The following is a 1,856-nucleotide window of genomic DNA, read 5'->3' as shown; positions in this document are numbered from 1 at the left end:
ACGCTCCCCCGGCCCTGGACGGAGTGAGCCTGCACCTGCCGCCCGGACTCCGCACGGTGCTCCTGGGCGCCAGCGGCTCCGGCAAGTCGACACTGATCGCCGCGCTCATGCGGTTCATCCCCTACGAGGCCGGAAGCATCCGTCTGGGCGGACGCGAACTGCGCGACTACGCGAGTACCGACGTCCGCCGCGCGATCACCGGCATGACGCAGGACGCCCACGTCTTCCACACCACGATCCGCGCCAACCTGCTGCTGGCCCGCCCCGACGCCACCGACGCCGAACTGCGCGAAGCCGCCCGCAAGGCCCGGCTCCTCGACTGGATCGAGTCCCTGCCCGATCGCTGGCACACCCTCCTCGGCGAGAACGGCTCCGCCATGTCGGGCGGCCAGCGCCAACGCCTGCTCCTGGCCCGCGCGTTGCTCGCCGACCCGCCGGTACTCGTCCTGGACGAACCCACCGAGGGACTCGACCCCGACACCGCCACGGCCGTCCTCACGGACATCCTCCACGCCACCCACGGCCGTACGACCCTCCTGATCACCCACGACCCCACGGGCCTCACGGCGGCCGACCAGATCCTCACCCTGGACGACGGCCGCATCCGGCCCGCCCTGCCATGCCTCTCTCCTGATCGGATCTCCGTATGACGGACCGGCCGCACCTCGACCACGCCTACGGCCCCGCAGGAGAGCTGCCCGCCCATCTGGAGCGGCTGGCATCGGCGCCCGCCCCCGAGAGCTGGAACGCCTTGTGGTCGGCGCTGTGCCACCAGGGCAGCGTCTGCCTCGCCAGCTTCGCCGCACTCCCGTGGCTGGCCGGGGTGGCCGCCGGGCCGGACCGCGAGCAGGCCGGCAACGCGCTGGCCCTGGCCGGCGCGATCGTGGCAGGCGTCGACCGGCCGCACGGAGCCGGTGACGTCCGTGCGGAGCACGCCGCCGTCATCACGGCTCTCGCTTCACTGGCCGGCGCGCGGCTCAGGACGGCGGAGGACCCCGCGGAGTACGCCTATCTCCTGGAAGCCGTGCTGAGCTTCGAGGGCGTGGCGGGCTGGCGGGAAACCCTCGCCCGGGGGCTCATGAACGAGGAGTACGAGGTCACCTGCCCGCAGTGCGCAGCGGACCTGTTCCTCGTGCTCGGCGAGCCGGGCTTCTTCTGCTGCACCGGGGACTACGCTCTGGCCCACGACACCGCCGCCATCGAGACCAGGCCCTTGTGCCCCGCGGACCCAGCTGGCCTGAAGGGCCTCGGCCGCCGCCTCCACGACCTCGCCGGCGCCGACGGACAACAGGCGGTGGCCCGGGCATTGACCCACCTCTTCGGCCGGGCAACCTGCCCCGGCTGCGAGACATCCTTCTCGGTAGCCGACCGCGTGAACGCCGACACCAGCGGTTACGCCTCCGTCTGCGGGTCAGGCGAATGATTCGAAGTCGCCTGCGGACGGCGAAGTCCCGGACGTGTCCCATCGCCGGGTTCTTGGTCAGTCGCTGGATCAAGCACTGGGCAGGGCCTTGAAGCGGGCGGCGCTGCTCGGCCGGAATTGCGCACGTCGTATGCTTCCGGACACCGGAGCGACAGCCACTTGACCAGGGGTGGCGCACCCGAAACAGAGCGAGGGACCATGCCGCAGCGCGCCGCCACCATCGTCGGCGGCGGGATCGGCGGCCTCGCCGCGGCCATCGCCCTGCACCGCCGGGGATGGCACGTCGAAGTCCTCGAACGCGCCCCGCAGTTCACCGAGATCGGCGCCGGCATCTCCCTGTGGCCGAACGCGCTGCGGGCACTTGAGGCGCTCGGTCTGGCCGACGCGGTCCTGGAACTGGGCGCCGTCGAGGCCACCGGCGGTGTACGCACTG

General features: G+C 72.2%; 3 protein-coding genes. All 3 read left to right on the top strand.

Features of this window, described 5'->3' with window-relative positions; genetic code table 11:
- The coding region (locus tag ACQKIP_RS46430; RefSeq protein WP_427745763.1) for an ATP-binding cassette domain-containing protein at positions 1–650 on the top strand (650 nt) is incomplete at its 5' end.
- A complete protein-coding gene (locus tag ACQKIP_RS46425; protein WP_365856481.1) occupies positions 647–1,423 on the top strand; it encodes a hypothetical protein in 777 nt (258 codons plus the stop codon). The genes ACQKIP_RS46430 and ACQKIP_RS46425, both read left to right, overlap by 4 nt.
- Positions 1,424–1,621: 198 nt before the next feature.
- The coding region (locus ACQKIP_RS46420) for an FAD-dependent monooxygenase (RefSeq protein WP_427745762.1) at positions 1,622–1,856 on the top strand (235 nt) is incomplete at its 3' end.

Origin of the sequence: Streptomyces sp. NPDC059900, assembly GCF_050270335.1 — a bacterium.
Lineage (GTDB): Bacteria > Actinomycetota > Actinomycetes > Streptomycetales > Streptomycetaceae > Streptomyces.
Note: the sequence above shows the minus strand (reverse complement) of the source record. Positions and strands in the feature narration are given on the sequence as shown.

Bases quoted from the DNA above. Each gene is read 5' to 3' on its own strand.
- ACQKIP_RS46425 (WP_365856481.1), top strand. From the start codon at position 647: ATGACGGACCGGCCGCACCTCGACCACGCCTACGGCCCCGCAGGAGAG.